Raw genomic sequence first — 16503 nt, forward strand, 5'->3', positions numbered from 1 at the left:
GCCGCAGCCCCCAAGGGGCCGAGAACCAAACCCTCAATTTGTGACGCCGGTTCTGTGCGGACCCGGCGGGACGGAGCGATCGTGGCGCGCGGTATTGCGGCTCCCACCAACCATCAGGAACTGACCCGCTGGGTCGGCGAGATCGCCGAACTCACCCAGCCCGACGAGATCGTGTGGTGCGACGGCTCGGAGGCGGAGTACCACCGCCTGGCCGGAGAACTCGTCGCCAAGGGCACCTTCACCAAGCTCGACCCGACCCTGCGCCCCAACTCGTACTACGCGGCCTCCGACCCCTCGGACGTGGCGCGGGTCGAGGACCGGACCTTCATCTGCTCGGAGAACGAGGCGGACGCGGGCCCGACCAACCACTGGAAGGCCCCCGCCGAGATGCGGGAGATCTTCACCGGCGACAAGGGCGTCTTCCGCGGCTCGATGAAGGGCCGCACGATGTACGTCGTGCCCTTCTGCATGGGCCCGGTCGGCTCACCGCTGTCCGCCATCGGCGTGGAGATCACCGACTCCGCGTACGTCGCCGTCTCCATGCGCACCATGACCCGGATGGGTCAGGCCGTGCTGGACGAACTGGGCACCGACGGCTTCTTCGTCAAGGCCGTGCACACCCTGGGCGCCCCGCTCGAAGAGGGCCAGGCCGACGTGCCGTGGCCGTGCAACGCCACCAAGTACATCTCGCACTTCCCCGAGAGCCGCGAGATCTGGTCCTACGGCTCCGGCTACGGCGGCAACGCCCTGCTCGGCAAGAAGTGCTACGCGCTGCGCATCGCCTCCGTCATGGCCCGCGACGAGGGCTGGCTCGCCGAGCACATGCTGATCCTCAAGCTCACCCCGCCCAAGGGGGGACCCGAGGCCGTCAAGTACGTCGCCGCCGCGTTCCCCTCGGCCTGCGGCAAGACCAACCTCGCGATGCTGGAGCCCACCGTCCCCGGCTGGACCGTCGAGACCATCGGCGACGACATCGCCTGGATGCGCTTCGGCGAGGACGGCCGCCTGTACGCCATCAACCCCGAGGCCGGTTTCTTCGGCGTGGCGCCCGGCACCGGAGAGCACACCAACTCCAACGCGATGAAGACGATGTACGGCAACTCCGTCTTCACCAATGTCGCCCTCACCGACGACGGCGACGTGTGGTGGGAGGGCATGACCGAGGAGCCGCCCGCGCACCTCACGGACTGGAAGGGCCAGGACTGGACGCCGCAGTCCGGCACGCCCGCCGCCCACCCCAACGCCCGCTTCACCGTCCCCGCCGCGCAGTGCCCGATCATCGCGCCCGAGTGGGAGGACCCGCGCGGCGTCCCGATCTCCGCGATCCTCTTCGGCGGACGCCGCGCCTCGGCCGTACCGCTGGTCACCGAGTCCTTCGACTGGCAGCACGGCGTCTTCCTCGGCGCCAACGTCGCCAGCGAGAAGACCGCCGCCGCCGAGGGCAAGGTCGGCGAACTGCGCCGCGACCCCTTCGCGATGCTGCCGTTCTGCGGCTACAACATGGGCGACTACTTCGGCCACTGGGTCTCGCTCGGCAAGACGCACGACGCCGCCAAGCTGCCGAAGATCTACTACGTCAACTGGTTCCGCAAGGACGCCGCCGGGCGCTTCGTCTGGCCGGGCTTCGGCGAGAACAGCCGGGTCCTGAAGTGGATCGTCGAACGCCTCAACGGCGAGGCCAAGGGCGTCGAGACCCCCATCGGCATCCTGCCGGCCCCCGGCGACCTCGACACCGAGGGGCTCGACATCTCCCAGGACGACCTCGACCTGCTGCTGTCCGTCGACCGCGAGGTCTGGAAAGAGGAAGCCGCCCTCATCCCCGCCCACCTCGAAACCTTCGGCACCCACACCCCGCGCGAGCTGTGGGACGAGTACGAGTCCCTGGTAGCGCGCCTGGGCTGACGTGGGGGGCGCGGATCGCCCGCGCCCCTTCGCGGTGACCTCCCGCGCTCCTTCGCCGTACCCCTCCCGGACGCCGTACCTCTTACGGCACCTGGCTGTAGCCGCCCAGGAAGTCGCCGATGCGGGTGACCGCGTCCGTCAGGTCCTCCTTGGCGGGGAGGGTGACGAGGCGGAAGTGGTCGGGGTCGGGCCAGTTGAAGCCGGTGCCCTGGACGACGAGGATGCGCTCGGCCCGCAGGAGGTCGAGGACCATCTGCTGGTCGTCCTTGATCTTGTGCACCTTGGGGTCGAGGCGCGGGAAGGCGTAGAGGGCGCCCTTGGGCTTCACGCAGGTGACGCCGGGGATGGCGGTCAGGGCCGCGTACGCCGCGTCGCGCTGCTCGGTCAGCCGGCCGCCGGGCAGGACGAGGTCCTTGATGGACTGGCGCCCGCCGAGGGCGGTGGCGATGGCGTGCTGCGCGGGCACATTCGCGCACAGCCGCATGTTCGCCAGGATCGTCAGACCCTCGATGTAGCTGGTCGCGTGGTCCTTGGGGCCGCAGACCGCGAGCCAGCCGCTGCGGAAGCCCGCCACCCGGTACGCCTTCGACAGACCGTTGAAGGTCAGGGTCATCAGGTCGGGGGCGATGGCGGCGAAGGGGGTGTGCGTCGCGTCGTCGTACAGGATCTTGTCGTAGATCTCGTCGGCGCAGACGATCAGCCGGTGCCTGCGGGCGATCTCGGCGATGCCGCGCAGCATCTCGTCGTCGTACACGGCGCCGGTCGGGTTGTTCGGGTTGATGATCACGATCGCCTTGGTGCGGTCGGTGATCTTCCGCTCGATGTCGGCGAGGTCAGGCTGCCAGTCCGCCTGCTCGTCGCAGCGGTAGTGCACGGCCGTGCCGCCGGACAGCGAGACCGACGCCGTCCACAGCGGGTAGTCCGGCGCGGGCACCAGCACCTCGTCACCGTCGTCGAGCAGCGCCTGCATCGACATCTGGATCAGCTCCGACACCCCGTTGCCGAGGTAGACGTCCTCGACGTCCAGATCGATGCCCTTGGTCTGGTAGTGCTGCATCACCGCGCGGCGCGCCGGGAGGATGCCCTTGGAGTTCACATACCCGTGCGCCGTCCCCAGCGACCTGAGCATGTCCTCCAGGATCTCCGGCGGGCACTCGAACCCGAACGGCGCCGGATTCCCGGTGTTCAGCTCCAGGATGCGGTGACCCGCCGCCTGAAGCCGCATGGCCTCTTCGAGGACCGGGCCCCGGATGTCGTAGCAGACGTTGGCGAGCTTCGTGGACTGGATCACCTGCATGCCGGTCACCTTACGGCCACGTCACGCGGACCGCTCGGTGTTTTCCGCCACGTACCGGCGGACCCGGGGGCGCGGCTGCCAGACTTGGACGGTGTCCTCCCCAGCGGCCGGACCGCCGCCCATGTCGCCGTACGCGACGCCTTACGCGACGCCGTACGCATTCCCGAACGGGTCCTCGTACCCGCCGGTGACCCCGCCCGCGTTCGCTCTGCTCAACGACGAACCCGTGGCCGACGAGACGCGCGACCTGCTCGGCGCGAACCGGGCCGCGGCGCAGCTCACCGGACTGCTGGTGGCCTCGCGCGACGCGACGCCCTTCACCCTCGCGGTGGACGCCGGATGGGGGATGGGCAAGAGCAGCCTGATGCGGCTGGTCGACGTACGGCTCCAGCGGTTCCCCGACGTGCACACCGTCTGGTACAACGCCTGGACCTCGACCGGCGGCGACGCCCTCGAAGGGCTCATCAAATCGGTGCTCAACCAGGTCGACCCCAGCATCCTGCGGCGCGCCCTGCGCCGGATCAGGGCGGGCGGCGCCCTGATGGGCCTGTTACGGGCGCTGACCGTCGTCGCCGCCGGGCCGCTCGGCGTGGCGGGCATGGTCGACGAGCTGTGGAAGCGCCTGTCGGTCGACGCGGGCGCCCGCAACGGCATGCGGGACGCGCTGCGCGACATGGTCGGCGAGTGGACCGCGACGCGCGGCTCCGCGCCCGGCGGCAAACTCCTCGTCATCTTCATCGACGACCTCGACCGCTGCTCGGAGCAGACCTTCCTCGCCGTCTGCGAGGCCGTGAAGGTCTACCTCGACGTGCCGGGCCTCGCCTTCGTCATCGGCTGCGACCGCGCCGCGATCGGCCCCGGCGGACTGCTGCCGGACCTCTCGCCCGCCGGGGCCGCCTTCGTGGAGAAGATCTTCCAGACCAGCTACCGCATCCCCGCGCCCAGCGGCCGGGAGATCCAGGCGTACGTCCGCTCCTGCGCCGAACTGGCAGGTATCGACCACCTGTTGGACCCGCACCTGGTCGAACTCCTCGCCTACCGCGCTGCCCGCAACCCGCGCCGGGTCAAACGCCTGCTCAACGGCCTGCTGTTGGAGGCGAGCCTCAACCCGGTCTGGGCGGGCATCCGCCCCGAGGCCGTCATCCGCACCCTGCTGCTCCAGTACCTCTATCCCGACTTCCACCGCATGATGACGGCGCCCGCCGGGCCCGGGGACGACGCCGACGTGGTGCGCGAATTCCGCACCTACCGCCGGGTCCGCACCCGCCTGTGGTCCCCGGCGCCGCTCGCCGACCCCGACCGGCCGATGGTCGCCGACTTCCTGCGCGCCCACTCCCTGCCGCCGCTGCACGGGCACGAGGACCACGGCACGGTCCTCGCCGACCTCGAAGCCCAGCTCCCGGTCGGCTTCCCCGACCTGGCGGGCGACCCCGCCTTCGTCTCCCTGGTCGAGGACTTGGTGGCGCTGCCCGAGTCCGAACTGGTGCTGCGACGGCTGCGGCAGGGCACCGAGGACGGCGAGACGGCGCCGTATCCGCCGCTGGCCGGTCCGTGGGAGAGCGCGCCGCAGCCCGCGGCCGGGCCGGAACCGGGGGACCCGGTGGCGTCACCGGGGCCGAGCGGATCGTCGGTCGACTACGGCGATACGGGGGTCGGCACGCCGCCGTACCCGGGGCCCGTGCCGGGGTACGGGCAGGGGCCCGTGCAGGGGTACGGCTACGGCTACCCGCGCGGTGACGGGTCGCCGTACGAGCCGGATCCGCTGGAGCGGCCGCAGTCGGTGAGCCCCGCGCTCGACGACCCGGAACTGGCCGGATACGGCGCCGACGCACCGGCCTGGCACGCGCCGCAACAGGGTTCCGGCTACCCGGCCGGGACGCCGGAGCGTACGTTCGCGCTCGCGGTGGCGGCGGGCTTCGCGCGGGGCAGAGGCCGTGCCATCGCCCAGTTGCTGACGGTGAGCTCCGCCGTGCTCCCCGCCGACACGGAAGCCGAACTCGTCCAGATCTTCGCCGAACACCGCCCCGCCCTGCTGCTCTGCCACGCGGGCTTCGCGGACGAGCCCGCCAAGGGCTTCGCGCTGGTACGCGGTGTGAGGTCACGCGGCTACGCGGGTCCGGTGATCTTCTACTCCGGGCGGATCACGCCCAACGACCGGGCCGCCGCCGGGGCGTTGGAGGCGGTCATCACCGACGACCTGACCGCCGTACCGGCGATCGCCGAGACCCTCACCTCAGGGACTCTCGCCCCAGGGGGCCTCACCCCCGGGCCGTTCGCCGACCAGCCGTTCCTCGCGCCTCGGACCGCCGCACCTCGGTCCGCCGCACCGAGCGTCCCGCCAGCACGTCCGTCCGACGGGCGTCCTCGATGACGAACCGGCCGTCGATCAGGACGTACGGGATACCGGTGGGCAGGGTGCGGGGGCGGTCGTACGTGGAACCGGCCGCGACGGTGGCCGGGTCGAACAGGACCAGGTCGGCGCGGTAGCCCTCGCGGACCAGGCCGCGATCGGGCAGCCGCAGCCGGGCGGCGGGCCTGCCGGTCAGATGGGCCACGCACTCCTCAAGGGGCAGCACCCCCAACTCCCTGACGTAGCGCCCCAGATACTCGGGGAAGGTGCCGTACGCGCGCGGGTGCGGCTTGTCGCCGCGCAGGATGCCGTCGGAGCCGCCGGTGTGCACGCGGTGCCGCATGATGGCCCGGACGTTCTCCTCGTGGCCGACGTGCTGGAGGATCGTGGTGGCGAGCCGGTCCTCCAGCAGGAGCCGCCGGGCGGTCGCGAAGTCCGCGATCCTGCGCCCGACATGGGCGGCCAGCGAGCGCTCGCGCACCCCGGCGACCTCGATCACCGACCAGTCGACGGGGACGCCGTGGCTGCCGTCGGCGCCGTCCACCTCCATCACCTGGCGGATGCGCGCCGCCGTCGCGTCGTCGCGCAGCCGGGCCAGCGTCGCGTCGGGGCCGCCCTCGGTGGCCCAACTGGGCAGCATCGCCACGAGGGTTGTGGAGCCGGGGAGGTAGGGGTAGCTGTCCAGCGAGATGTCCGCGCCTGCGGCCAGGGCCGCGTCCAGCAGCGCCAGCAGTTCGGGGGCGCGGCCCTCGTTCTCCGGGAAGTTCATCGTGGCGTGCGCCAAGTGCAGCGCGCAGCGAGCCTGTTCGGTGAGCGCCACCATCTCCTCGTACGCCCGCAGCGCGCCCGCCCCGTACGACCTGTGGTGCGGGCAGTAGTAGCCGTCGTACGCCGCCACCACCCGGCACAGCTCGGTCAGTTCCGCGTCCGACGCGTACATCCCCGGCGTGTACGTCAGCCCCGACGACAGGCCCACCGCGCCCTGGGCCAGGCCCTCGGCGACCAACTCCTTCATCCGTGCCAGCTCCGCCGCCGTGGCCGGGCGGTCCTCCCAGCCCAGCGCCAGCATCCGGACCGTGCCCTGCGGCACCAGATACGCGGCGTTGACCGCGATGCCCCGGTCCAGCCGGTCCAGGTACTCGCCGACGCTCCGCCAGTCGAACTCCACGTCCGAGCCGTCGCCGTTCCACCCCGCGATCTGGGCCCGCACCTGCGCCAACGTCCGGTCGTCGACCGGCGCGTACGACAGGCCGTCCTGGCCGAGGACTTCCAGCGTCACGCCCTGTGCCGCCTTCGCCTCGTGCGACGGGTCCCGCAGCAGCGCCAGGTCGCTGTGCGCGTGCATGTCGATGAACCCCGGCGCCAGCGCCAGACCCTCCGCGTCCACCACCCGTCTCGCCGTGAGCCGCCGCCCCCCGTCCTTCCGCCGGATCTCCCCGACCCGGCCCCCCGCCAGCCCCACGTCCGCCACATACGACGCCGCCCCCGTTCCGTCGATGACGCGAGCGTCGCGGAACACGAGATCCATGGCGGGGCCTTTCATGTCGTCACGGTTGCCACTCATCGCCGCCGGGCTAGTCCTCAATCGCCGGACGGGCTGGTCGGCTGGCGGGGGTTGCGTCGTCGGTCGCGGGTCGGGCTGTGCGTTGCTTCGCGCTGGTCGGCCGACGGCGGGCTTCGTCCTCGGTCGCCGGACGGGCTGGTCCGGCGCTTCTGGCGCGCCCGCCCAACCGGCCGCCCGTGCCCAGGGTTCGGACCCGGCTGTCGTCCCGTCCGGACCCGAGCCGCCTTCCCGCCCATCCCGGCGGCCTCCGCCGAGCCCGTCCGGTGGGGGGCGAAGCCTGCGCCCGCGCCGCGCCACCCGCGCCAGACGGTCCGGGCCGTCCGGGCCCAGCTTCCGGCGCGGGCCGCGACACACCCCTTTCAGCCCGTCCGGCGATTGAGGACATGGGGGGCGGGTGGGTTAGAAGAAGGTGCGGATGTAGGCGGGGACGGTGGCGTCGGGGGCGGTGACCGGGATGAGGGGCCACTTGTCGAAGGTGGTGCAGGGGTGGGAGAGGCCGAGGGCGACCCAGTCGCCGACGGCGAGGGGGTCGGAGGCGGGCACGGCCAGCCAGGTGTGCTGGTCGGACAGGGCGGTGACGGTGAGCCCGTCCGGCGCCGGACGCGGACCGGCGTCGGCGCCGCGAACCGTCTGGACGGACGGCAGCCCGAGATCGTACGGCGCGTCGCGCTTCCCGGCGTTGAGGAACGCCTGGGTGGGCGAGGGCCGGGAGACGACCTGGGCCCAGAGCCGGAAGGCCGGTTCGAGGGCGCCCTCGTCCGGGACCCGGTTGAACGGCGTGCGCCGCCGGTAGTGGTCGTCGTCGTGCGTGACGTACGCCCCGGAGCGCAGCAGCTTCAGGACCGGCCGGGACATCGCGGGCACGTCCGCGAAGACCTCCGCGACGAGGTCGAACCAGGCGGAGCCCCCGGCGCTGACCACGATCTGCTCGGCGTCCCCGAAGAGCCCGTCGGCGTCGAGGGCGCCGGCGAGCGCGACCAGCCGCCGCAGCCAGGCACGTACCCGCTCGGGGTCGGCGTCCGGCACCTCGCCCTCGTACCCGGCGACGCCGGTCAGCCGCAGCGTGCCGGTCGCGGCGACGGCCGCGGCGACGGCCGCGCACTCGTCCTCGGTCCTGACACCGGTCCTTGCGCCCTCGCCGCCCGCGAGCTCGACCACGACGTCCAGCCGCCGCCGCGTCCCGGCGTCCCGCAGCGCCGCGTCCATCAGCTCGACACCGCGCACGGAGTCGACGTACGTGACGACGGTGAGGCCGGGGTCGGCGTCGAGCTGACCGCCGATCCAGCGCAGCGCCACCGGGTCGACGACCTCGTTGGCGATGAAGATCCGCGGCACTCCGAACGCCCGGCACACGCGCGCCTGGTGGGGTACGGCGACGGTGATCCCCCAGGCACCGCGCGCGAGTTGGTCGGCGAAGAGCTGCGGGGCCATGGACGTCTTGCCGTGCGGGGCGAAGGACAGGCCGTGTTGGGCGGTGTACCGCTCCAGCAGGTCGAGGTTGTGCGCGAGGGCGGCCTGGGACAGGACGAGGACGGGCGTGGTGAAGCCGCCGTCGAAGAGGCCGCGGCGCTGGTCGGCCAGCTCGCCGACGGTCAGCCCCTCGGCGTCCGGCGGCAGCCCCTTGAAACGGTGGTCGACCCGCTCCTCGCGCAGCCCGGCCGCCAGCGCCGCCACCCGCTCGGCACCGGCACCGGCACCGGCTCCCGTGCCGACCCCGGCCCCGGCCCCGCCCCCGTGTCCGCCCACGTCCGCCGTCATCGAACCTCCCGAGTTGCAACATATGCAACGGCCGTTGCATACAGTGATGCAAGCTGTCTAACATCCCCGCGAGTGCCTGGTCAACGGTGCTCCTGCCCACCAGGCCACCGCCGCTCCCGCCGCGGCCCGCAGAAGTGAGTGACCGCCGTGACCGTACCGACGAGCCCGAGCGCCGCCCCCGGCGCCGCCGACTTCGACGTCGTCTGCCTCGGCGAGTCCATGGTCACCTTCGTCCCCTCCCGCCCCGGCCGCCTCGCCGACGTGCCCGCCTTCCACCGCGCGATCGGCGGCGCCGAGTCCAACGTGGCCTGCACCCTGGCCCGCACCGGCCACCGCGCCCGCTGGATCAGCCGCGTCGGCGCCGACGGCTTCGGCGACCACCTGGTGGAGACCATCGCCGCGGCAGGGGTCGACGTCAGCGCCGTACAGCGCGACCCGCACCGCCCCACCGGCGTGTACTTCCGTACGGCGGGCGAGCGCGCCGTCGGTACGGACGCCCCCGCCGACCGGGCCGAGGTCGTCTACTACCGGGCCGGTTCCGCCGCCTCCGCGCTCGCCCCCGACCTCGTCGCCCGCGCCGACGCGTGGAGCGGCCGGGTGCTGCACCTCACCGGCATCACCGCCGCGCTCTCCGCGACCTGCGCGGAGCTGATGCGCGGCCTCACCCGCCGCGCGCCGGGACGCCCGCTGGTCTCCTTCGACGTCAACCACCGCCCGGCGCTGTGGCGCGACGCCGACCCCCGGCGCACGCTCGACCTCGCCCGCGGCTGCGACCTCGTCTTCGTCGGCGAGGACGAGGCGCAGGCCGCCTGGGGGCTGCCGGACGCGGCCGCGGTACGGGCCGCGCTGCCCGAGCCGCGGACGCTGGTGGTCAAGCAGGGCGAGGCGGGCGCGACCGTCTTCGACGGCGACGAACGCCGTCACGTCCCCGCCCTCGCGGTCGACGTCGTCGCGCACGTCGGCGCGGGCGACGCCTTCGCCGCCGGGTACCTGTCGGCGGCCCTGCGCGGCCTGCCCGTACGCGACCGCGTCAGGCACGGCCATGTGCTGGCCGCCGCCGCGCTGACCGAGCCGGGCGACCTCGGCACGCCGCCCGGCCGCGCCCGCGCCGACGCGCTGGTCGCCCTGGACGACGCGGCATGGGGGAGACTGCGGCTGGGCGCCGGGTGGACGGCGTCCGGAGATCGTGCGCCCACGACGACGGAGGAGGGACCGCGGTGAGCCAGACGGTCGACCGCGCGCTGAGCATCCTGCCGCTGCTGGCCGAGGGCCCGGCGGGGCTCGAACAGGTCGCCACCCGGCTCGACGTCCACAAGTCCACCGCGCTGCGGCTGCTGCGGACCCTGCACGAACACGGCCTGGTCTACCGGCAGCAGGACCAGCGCTACCGGCTCGGCGCCCGCCTGTTCGCCCTCGCCCAGCAGGCCATCGAGACCCTCGACATCCGCGGCATCGCCCACCCCCACCTCGCCGCGCTCAACGAACGCACCGGCCACACCGTGCACCTCGCGGTGTACGAGCAGGGCGAGGTCGTCTACATCGACAAGGTCGAGAGCCGCTATCCGGTACGGATGTACTCCCGGATCGGCCGCCCGGTCGCCATCACGGTCGCCGCCGTCGCCAAACTGCTCCTGGCCGACCTGCCCGAGCCCGAACGGCGCTCGGTGGCCGAGCAGTTGGAGTACCCCCGCTACACCGCGAAGTCCACGCCCGACGCCGCCGCGTTCCTGGCCGAACTGGCCCGCGTCCGCGAACAGGGCTGGGCCACCGACCTCGGCGGCCACGAGGAGTCCATCAACTGCGTCGGCGCGCCCCTGCGCGGTCCCGACGGCCGCGTCTGCGCCGCCATGTCGCTCTCGGCCCCCAACGTCGTCGTCCCCGCCGACGAACTGCTACGCCTGCGCCCGCTGTTGCTGCGGACGGCCGAGGCCGTCAGCCGCGACCTGTCGGGAAGCGCGCCCGCGCCCGCATCCGCATCTGTACCGGTACCCGCATCCGTACCCGTACCCGTATCCGCGTCTGTACCCGCACCAGATTCAGTGAAGGACAACTCCGCATGAGCAACGGCCAGAAGACCGCGATCGTCCCGGCCACCCACACGGCGCCGCCCGCCAAGTTCTCGCACGGCGTCCGCAAGGGGAATCTCCTCCAGGTCGCCGGTCAGGTCGGCTTCCTCCCGGCCGTCGAGGGCCAGCCCCCGACGCCCGCGGGCCCCGGCCTGCGCGAGCAGACCCTCCAGACCCTCGCCAACGTCCAGGCCGTCCTCGAAGCGGGCGGTGCCACCTGGGAAGACGTCATCATGATCCGCGTCTACCTCACGGACACGGACCACTTCGCCGAACTCAACGCCATCTACAACGAGTTCTTCGCCTCCCTCGTCGAGCCCCCCGCCGCCCGCACCACCATCTACGTCGGCCTCCCCGCCGGCCTGCTGATCGAAATCGACGCCCTGGCCGTCCTGGGGTGACGACTCCTCCCGCGCGGGAGGAGAGCTTTCGGGGCGCGGGGAACGCGTCGGGGGCGCCCCCTGTCCCGCGGGTGCGGGACAGGGGGCGCCCCCTTGGAGCGGACTCCGTGTTACGGCATGCCGTGCACGTGGGCTCCGACGCTGTTGGACCAGGCGTTGCCCGCCGAGGCGTCCCAGTTGGTGGACCAGGTCATGGCCCCGCGGATGGTGGGCCAGGTGGTGGACGGGTGGAAGGTCCCGCACCCGGTGCCCTTGGCGAGGCAGTCGAGCGCGTTGTTGACGACGGTCGGGCTGACGTAACCGGAGCCCGCGGCGCTGGTGGACGCCGGGGTGCCGATGCCGACCTGGGACGGGGAGAGCCCGGCCTGGATGGCGGTGCAGGCCAGGGTCGTGATGAAGTCCACCGTGCCCTGGCTGTAGACGCCGCCGTCGCAGCCGTTCATCGAACCGCTGTTGTAGTACTGGGTGTTGACGACGGTCAGGATGTCCTTGATCTTCAGCGCGGTGGCCAGGTAGTCACTGCCCGCCGAGAGCATGTCGATGGTCTGCGGCGCCATCGTGATGATGAGCGACGAGCCCGCCTTGGCGCTCAGCGCGCGCAGCGCCTGCGGCATGTAGGTGGTGTCGATGCCGTTCTCGAGGTCGATGTCGACGCCGTTGAAGCCGTACGTCTGCATCAGCGTGTAGACGCTGTTGGCGAAGTTGGTGGCCGAGGCGGAGTCACGGACCGAGATGGTGCCGTTCTGACCGCCGACGGAGATGATCACCTTCTTGCCCGCGGCCTGCTTGGCGGCGATGTCCGCCTTGAACTGCGCGGTGCTGTAGTTCAGCGCCGGGTCGAGGGTGAACGAGACCGCGCCGGGCGTGGTCGTCGCGTCCGCGAAGGCGACGGCGATGATGTCGTACTGGCTCTGCACCTGCGCGATGGTCTGCACGGTGGCGCCGTTGTTGAAGTTCTGCCAGTAGCCGGTGACCGCGTGCTTGGGGATGCTGCTGGTGGGCGGGCTGGTCGGCGGCGTGGTGGGAGGCGTCGTGGGCGGGGTGGTGGGAGGTGTCGTGGGGGGAGTGGTCGGCGGCGTCGTGGGAGGCGTCGTCGGCGGGGTGGTCGGCGGGGTCGTGCCCGTACCGCCGGGGCCCGACAGCGAGATGTCGTCCGCGAAGTACGCGGGCTGCGCGTACCAGCCGTGGGTGTAGATCGTCACGGACTTGGTGTTCGCGCCGGTGGTGAAGCTGACGCTGAGCTGCTGGTACGAGGAGGCCGACGGCGTCCAGGTGGACGGGTCGGTGCCGCCGGTGCCGGTCGCGCCCAGGTAGACGTACGAGCCCTGCACCCAACCGCTGAGCGTGTACTGGGAGTTGGGCTGCACGCTGACGACCTGGGAACACTGGCCGGTGTCGCTGCTGGTCGGGGTGGCCTTGAGGGCGGCGGAGCCGGAGTGCACCGGGCTGGAGACGGTGCTGCCGCTGCCCGCGGTGCAGGTCCAGCCGGAAAGGCCGCTCTCGAAGCCGGGGTTGGCGGCGAGGTTGGTGGTCGCGGCGCTGGCGCTGCCCATGTCGACGAGCGCGACACCGGTGCCGATCACCGCGGCGGCGCTCAGCCCCGCGATACCTCGGCGGAAGAACGTCGAGCGGACGAGCTTTGATCTGTGCTGGGCATGGCTCGCTTGATTCGCGTGCGATGCACGTTCCACGACTGCCTCCTGGGGGCAAGGAGTTGGGGGGTAGTGGGAGTGCGGTGGCGCATGACATGACGTACGGACGTGAACGGGTGACCTGAAGTGCCGACGTGCGGAGCAATGTGAAGCGCATGCAGAAAACAGATGACAGGGAGAAAGTTGGTCCAGACCAATTCGGTTGTCAAGACCTCCGCCGGACACCTGTCGTTCACCACTTCCGATCCGCAACTTTCCGCACCCAAGCCGCTACACATCGATAAGCTGACGACCGCGAATCGCCAGGTACCGGCCACCACCGGGCGCAGGAGGGGAGGTTCCGCATGCCGAGCGTCATCACCGTCACCTCTGACGATCTCTCGCTCTCGCTGGAAGAGCAGTTGACGCGCACCACGACCGCGCTCGACACGTACGGGCACCTCATCGCCCTGGCACCGGCCGAACCGGCCGACCCCGCCAGGCGCCGGATGCACACCGTGCGGTCCGCCCTCGAAGCCGACCGGATAGCGATCGTCCCCAGCCCGCTGCCCCCGCTGGCCATCGCCCTGCTCGCCGAGCAACTGCGCCAGCTCTCCGGCACCGACCTCGGCCCCGGCGTCCTCGCGGGCGCCGCCCGGCTGCTCACGTACTACCTGCACTCCGGCGCGCTGCTCGGCTCCGTCGCCAAGCTCGACCGCGTCCCGGTCGGCGTCGGCGCCCACGTCAAGTCCCTCGTGCCGGGACGGCACTTCGCCGTCGTCGCGCACCCCGAGCCGTACCTGGCCGAGGCCGAACCGGGCACCGTACCGCCGGGACCCGGCTACCAGACACAGCTCGCCGTCGCGGGCAAGGGCGTCGACCCCGCCTGGGTCACCGGACCGCTCGCCAGCGGCTGGCGCGCCCAGCACCTGCGCGAAGTGCCGCTGCCGACCGACTCCCCACGCTGGTGGGGCACGTCCCGGCTGGTCGAATTCACCGCCTACATCGCCGATGTGGGCATGCTCTACCAACTCGTCACCTCGGTACGGCGCGACACCTGCACCTGGTGCGGGCTCGAAGTCATCGGTGACCAGTGCTTGTTCTGCGCCACACGGCTGGGGGATCGTACGGCTCCGGCGAAGCACGCCGCCGCCCGGCCGGGGCGCGAGGTCGAGACACCGCGCCGCCCCCAACTCGAACCCCACAAGCGATAGGTCCGCCCGCACATGAACTCACGTCAGCGTCGTGGTGTCGTCCTCCTCGTGATCTCCGTGATCTGCGCGGTGGCCGCCTTCGCGGGAGTGCTCGCCGTCGTCAGCGACGCGCGGTCACAGGTCGGACCGAAGGTCACCGCGTACGAACTCAGCGCCGACGTACCGGCGTACCAGGCGCTGACCGCGTCCCAGGTGCACCGGATCCGGATACCGAAGCGCTGGCTGCCGGACACCGCCGTACGCGATCTCGGCCAGCTCCAGGGAAAGATCGCCGCCGTGCCGCTGCGCAAAGGCTCGCTGCTCCAGTCCGACATGGTCGCCGCCCGGCCCGAACTCCAGGCCGGACAGATGGAGATCGCCATCATGATCGACGCCGAGACCGGCGTGGCGGGCAAGATCACCCCCGGCGCCCGGGTCAACATCTTCGCCACCTTCCAGGGCCGCAAGGACACCGACCCCGACGTCTCGAAGATCATCGTGTCCGGCGCGCAGGTCATCGACGTCGGCGAGATCAAGGCCTTCGACAAGAGCGAGAACGCCCAGCGGCTGTCCACCGAAGGCGTGCCGATCACCTTCGCTCTCAACGCCGGGGATGCCCAACGCGTCGCCTACGCCGAGTCGTTCGCGGAACACGTACGCCTCGCGCTGGTCGCCCCAGGTGACAGCTCCGCACCCTCGCAGACCGACCGCACGTACACCCTGAGCGGCGACGGCGGCACCGGAGGCAAGCCGTGACCGTACGCATCCTCGCCGGAACCGCCGACCCCGACGCCGCGCGCGCCCTGCTCGGCCTGCTCGGCCAACTGCCCGGCGCGGAACCGGCACCCGCGCTCGGCGACTCCACGGCGCTGCTCGAAACCCTCACGCGCGCCGCCGAGGCCGGGATCGACGAACTGCCCGAGGTCGTCATCGTGCAGGAGGGCATCGGACCGATGCCCGCCCTCGACCTCATCCGCGACGTCGCCCTGCGCTTCCCCGCCATCGGCGTCGTCCTGCTCACCGCCGACCCCAGCCCCGCCGTGCTCGCCGCCGCCATGGACTCCGGCGCCCGAGGCGTCGTCGGATTCCCGCTCTCCTACGACGAGTTGGGCGCCCGCGTCGAAGCCGCCGCCACCTGGTCGGCCGGCGTCCGCAGACACCTCGGCCCGCAGCGCGCCCTGCCCGCCGTCGCGGGCGGCACCCTCATCGCCGTCGCCGGAGCCAAGGGCGGCGTCGGCACCACCGTCACCGCCGTCCAACTCGCCCTCGCCGCCCACGCGTCGGGCCGCTCCACCGCCCTGGTCGACCTCGACCTCCAGGGCGGCGACATCGCCTCCTACCTCGACGTCCAGTTCCGCCGCTCCATCGCCGACCTCGCCGACATCGCGGACGTCTCCTCCCGGGTCCTGCACGACGCCATGTACGTCCACGAGTCCGGCCCCGCCCTGCTGCTCGCCCCCGCCGACGGCGAACGCGGCGAGGACGTCACCGACCGCTCGGCCCGCCTCGTCCTCGCCGCACTCCGGCAGCGCTACGAAGTCGTCGTCGTGGACTGCGGCACCCAGATGACCAGCGCCAACGCCGTCGCCGTCGAGGTCGCCGACGCCGCCGTCCTCGTGCTCACGCCCGACGTCATCGCCGTGCGCGCCGCCAAGCGCATGGTCCGCATGTGGGACCGGCTCCAGATCCGCAAGCCCCAGGACACCACCGCCGTCGTCAACCGCCACACCCGCGGCACCGAGATCCAGCCGTCGCTGATCGGCCGCATCACCGGCACCCGCATGGCGACCTCCGTCATCCCCGCCGGATTCCGCGAACTCCAGGCCGTCATCGACGCCGGCCGCCTCCAGGACCTCGACGCCCGCTCCACCGTCAAGGCCGGAATCTGGGCACTGGCAGGGGAGTTGGGCCTGGTCAGCGGCGCGACGCTGCCCGCCGCACGCGGGAAGAAGCAGCGCCGCGAGCGGTCCGAACGCGGCGACCGGGGCCAGGTCACCCTCGAAACCCTCGGCATGACGCCGATCATCCTCATCACCCTGCTGCTCATCTGGCAGGCGGTGCTGGCCGGTTACACCTTCACGCTCGCGGGCAACGCCGCCGATCAGGCGGCCCGGGCCGCGGCGGTGGGTTCCGACGCCTCCGCCGCCGCGAGCAGCGACCTTCCCAGCGCGTGGGGGCCAGGCGACACCTCGGTCAGCCGCGCGGACGGCACTGTCTCGGCGACCGTCACCCTCAAAATGCCCCTCCTCATCCCCGGCATCGGCGACTTCGTCCCCATCTCGGGCCACGCGAAGACGCTGGACGAAACGGCCAAGCGATGAAGCGCTCCCGCCGCCGGGCT

12 protein-coding genes are annotated in these 16503 nt (G+C 72.2%); 8 read left to right on the plus strand and 4 right to left on the minus strand.

Translation table 11 applies throughout. The features are described from left to right. Positions 1–81 precede the first annotated feature (81 nt). Positions 82–1902: a phosphoenolpyruvate carboxykinase (GTP) gene (locus ACIO6U_RS22795; protein ID WP_401721709.1), complete on the plus strand. Its 1821-nt coding sequence runs from the start codon at positions 82–84 to the stop codon at positions 1900–1902. A gap of 82 nt (positions 1903–1984) precedes the next feature. On the opposite strand, the gene ACIO6U_RS22800 is transcribed toward ACIO6U_RS22795, so the two are convergent. Beyond that, positions 1985–3199 carry a pyridoxal phosphate-dependent aminotransferase gene (locus tag ACIO6U_RS22800; RefSeq protein ID WP_355347839.1) on the minus strand — a complete coding sequence of 405 codons (1215 nt, stop codon included), beginning with the start codon at positions 3197–3199 and terminating at the stop codon, positions 1985–1987. A gap of 91 nt (positions 3200–3290) precedes the next feature. Here ACIO6U_RS22800 and ACIO6U_RS22805 point away from each other — a divergent pair, with 91 nt between their 5' ends. Next, the gene (locus ACIO6U_RS22805; protein WP_401721712.1) at positions 3291–5570 is read left to right on the plus strand and encodes a P-loop NTPase fold protein; all 2280 of its coding nucleotides are present in this window, start codon (positions 3291–3293) and stop codon (positions 5568–5570) included. Here ACIO6U_RS22805 and ACIO6U_RS22810 read toward each other — a convergent pair. Together ACIO6U_RS22810 and ACIO6U_RS22815 are read right to left on the minus strand one after the other, a co-directional pair. Continuing rightward, positions 5458–7077: an amidohydrolase family protein gene (locus ACIO6U_RS22810; RefSeq protein WP_401722239.1), complete on the minus strand. Its 1620-nt coding sequence runs from the start codon at positions 7075–7077 to the stop codon at positions 5458–5460. The two genes, ACIO6U_RS22805 and ACIO6U_RS22810, sit on opposite strands and share 113 nt — an antisense overlap. A 435-nt stretch (positions 7078–7512) precedes the next feature. Further along, positions 7513–8871 carry an alanine racemase gene (locus tag ACIO6U_RS22815; RefSeq protein WP_401721715.1) on the minus strand — a complete coding sequence of 453 codons (1359 nt, stop codon included), beginning with the start codon at positions 8869–8871 and terminating at the stop codon, positions 7513–7515. Between the two features lie 147 nt (positions 8872–9018). Between ACIO6U_RS22815 and ACIO6U_RS22820 the strand changes: the two genes are divergently transcribed. The 3 genes from ACIO6U_RS22820 to ACIO6U_RS22830 are packed head-to-tail and all read left to right on the plus strand — an operon-like array spanning position 9019 to position 11338. Further along, the gene (locus ACIO6U_RS22820) at positions 9019–10092 is read left to right on the plus strand and encodes a PfkB family carbohydrate kinase (RefSeq protein ID WP_391161706.1); all 1074 of its coding nucleotides are present in this window, start codon (positions 9019–9021) and stop codon (positions 10090–10092) included. After that, complete coding sequence (locus ACIO6U_RS22825) at positions 10089–10931, plus strand: IclR family transcriptional regulator (protein WP_401721719.1); 843 nt, start codon at positions 10089–10091, stop codon at positions 10929–10931. Before ACIO6U_RS22820 ends, ACIO6U_RS22825 begins: the two co-directional genes overlap by 4 nt. Then, entirely contained in the window at positions 10928–11338 is a 411-nt protein-coding gene (locus ACIO6U_RS22830; RefSeq protein ID WP_355347857.1) for a RidA family protein, read from the plus strand. Before ACIO6U_RS22825 ends, ACIO6U_RS22830 begins: the two co-directional genes overlap by 4 nt. Positions 11339–11448: 110 nt before the next feature. Here ACIO6U_RS22830 and ACIO6U_RS22835 read toward each other — a convergent pair whose 3' ends face one another. Next, positions 11449–12945, minus strand: coding sequence for a glycosyl hydrolase family 18 protein (locus ACIO6U_RS22835; RefSeq protein ID WP_391049374.1), 1497 nt, complete (start codon positions 12943–12945; stop codon positions 11449–11451). Positions 12946–13334: 389 nt separating this feature from the next. Between ACIO6U_RS22835 and ACIO6U_RS22840 the strand changes: the two genes are divergently transcribed. The 3 genes from ACIO6U_RS22840 to ACIO6U_RS22850 are packed head-to-tail and all read left to right on the plus strand — an operon-like array spanning position 13335 to position 16483. Beyond that, positions 13335–14183, plus strand: a complete 849-nt coding sequence (locus ACIO6U_RS22840; protein WP_355347860.1) for a hypothetical protein — start codon at positions 13335–13337, stop codon at positions 14181–14183. 12 nt (positions 14184–14195) lie between these two features. Further along, complete coding sequence (cpaB, locus tag ACIO6U_RS22845) at positions 14196–14918, plus strand: Flp pilus assembly protein CpaB (protein WP_355347863.1); 723 nt, start codon at positions 14196–14198, stop codon at positions 14916–14918. After that, entirely contained in the window at positions 14915–16483 is a 1569-nt protein-coding gene (locus ACIO6U_RS22850; RefSeq protein ID WP_355347866.1) for an AAA family ATPase, read from the plus strand. Before cpaB ends, ACIO6U_RS22850 begins: the two co-directional genes overlap by 4 nt. Positions 16484–16503 lie beyond the last annotated feature (20 nt).

The organism is Streptomyces sp. NPDC087422, from assembly GCF_044744145.1.
In the GTDB taxonomy this organism is placed as follows: domain Bacteria; phylum Actinomycetota; class Actinomycetes; order Streptomycetales; family Streptomycetaceae; genus Actinacidiphila.

Excerpts from the sequence above, each read along its gene's own strand:
- ACIO6U_RS22815 (WP_401721715.1), bottom strand. The coding sequence starts at position 8,871 with ATGACGGCGGACGTGGGCGGACACGGGGGCGGGGCCGGGGCCGGGGTC.
- cpaB (WP_355347863.1), top strand. The coding sequence starts at position 14,196 with ATGAACTCACGTCAGCGTCGTGGTGTCGTCCTCCTCGTGATCTCCGTG.
- ACIO6U_RS22830 (WP_355347857.1), top strand. The coding sequence starts at position 10,928 with ATGAGCAACGGCCAGAAGACCGCGATCGTCCCGGCCACCCACACGGCG.
- ACIO6U_RS22840 (WP_355347860.1), top strand. The coding sequence starts at position 13,335 with ATGCCGAGCGTCATCACCGTCACCTCTGACGATCTCTCGCTCTCGCTG.
- ACIO6U_RS22800 (WP_355347839.1), bottom strand. The coding sequence starts at position 3,199 with ATGCAGGTGATCCAGTCCACGAAGCTCGCCAACGTCTGCTACGACATC.
- ACIO6U_RS22810 (WP_401722239.1), bottom strand. The coding sequence starts at position 7,077 with ATGGATCTCGTGTTCCGCGACGCTCGCGTCATCGACGGAACGGGGGCG.